At 29.0% G+C, this 1,211-nt stretch carries 2 protein-coding genes and 1 pseudogene; all 3 read right to left on the reverse strand.

Annotated elements, in window-relative coordinates; genetic code table 11:
- Positions 1-209, reverse strand: a 209-nt coding sequence (locus tag AMN78_RS04035; RefSeq protein ID WP_256997717.1) for an MATE family efflux transporter, incomplete at its 3' end; no start/stop codon positions are given.
- 2 nt (positions 210-211) lie between these two features.
- Positions 212-1,117 (reverse strand): oxygen-dependent tRNA uridine(34) hydroxylase TrhO, encoded by a 906-nt coding sequence (locus AMN78_RS04040; RefSeq protein WP_075534288.1) that lies wholly within the window; start codon positions 1,115-1,117, stop codon positions 212-214.
- Positions 1,117-1,211 (reverse strand): annotated as a pseudogene (locus tag AMN78_RS04305) (SAM-dependent methyltransferase); the annotation flags it as partial. The gene AMN78_RS04040 and the pseudogene AMN78_RS04305, both read right to left, overlap by 1 nt.

A 1,211-nucleotide genomic window follows, 5' to 3' on the forward strand; every position in this document is an offset into this window, starting at 1 on the left:
GTAGTTCCGGCTCCAATACCGACTGCAACAGCTATTGCTATGAAGTATATTGGCCATGATTTTGCAATCGCTGCTAACGCTTCTGGTGAAATTCTACCCGCAAAATAAGTATCGACTAGATTATAAAAAGTTTGAAAAAGGGATCCTGTGCTTGCAGGTATAGTCACTTTTCTTAAAAGTTGCCAAATTGAACCTTTAGTCAAATCCATAATTAATATTCCTTTTGAAATTTATGCTTTCTTCCAGCTTTTTTAGCAAGATCAATTTGATTTTGCCTCATGCGAAATCTTGTTTTTTGTGAATTTGAGAGTGTGTCATAACACCTTGGGCACGAGACCCCCTCCTCAAATTTGTAAGATTTTTTATCTTTTGTTGAAAAAGTCATTCGACATCCACTGCATACAGAGTAAGTTCCATGTTTTAATTTGTGTTTAAGAGATACTCTATTATCAAAAACAAAACATTCTCCTTTCCATAGACTGTCTTTCCTCTCAGTTTTTTTCAAATAATTAAGTATTCCACCTTTTAATTGAAAAACATTTTTAAAACCTTTTCTTTTTAAAAATATGGAGGCCTTTTCACATCTAATTCCTCCAGTGCAGAACATTGCTACAGGTTTGGTTTTATCGATTTTTTTTAGATATTTTGGAAAATCTCTAAAATTTTGAATATTTGGATTTTTAGAATTTTTAAAGGTACCCACATCATATTCAAATGGTTTTCTAGCATCTATAACTAAAGTTTCTTTATTTGAAATAAGTTTATTCCATGACTTTCCAGAAACATATCTATTAAGTTTTTTATTCTTCGGGTTTATTTTTAAACCCAATGGAACAACTTCATTTTTGATTTTTATTTTACCTTTGTGGAATGGTTGAAAAAGACTCTTAGAAATATTCTTACTATCAAAATCTTTCAATCGAAACTGTCTTTTTATAATCTTTATTATTTTGCTAATATCATCTTTTTTGCCTGCAATTGTTCCATTTATACCCTCTGCCGATAAAATTATTGTGCCCCTCACATTTTTTTTTAAAATTTCTTTTTGAAATAGAGATTTATATTTTTTCAAAAATTTAATCTTTTTAAATTTATAAAAACCAAAAACTGTATACATTATTTTTTAATACAAATTGTAAGTCCATCACCTATTGGAATAATATTTTTTGCAACTCTGTTATCTTTCTTAATGTGTGTATTAAATTCCCTTA

Origin of the sequence: Candidatus Pelagibacter communis (assembly GCF_001179945.1) — a bacterium.
Lineage (GTDB): Bacteria > Pseudomonadota > Alphaproteobacteria > Pelagibacterales > Pelagibacteraceae > Pelagilacustribacter > Pelagilacustribacter ubique_A.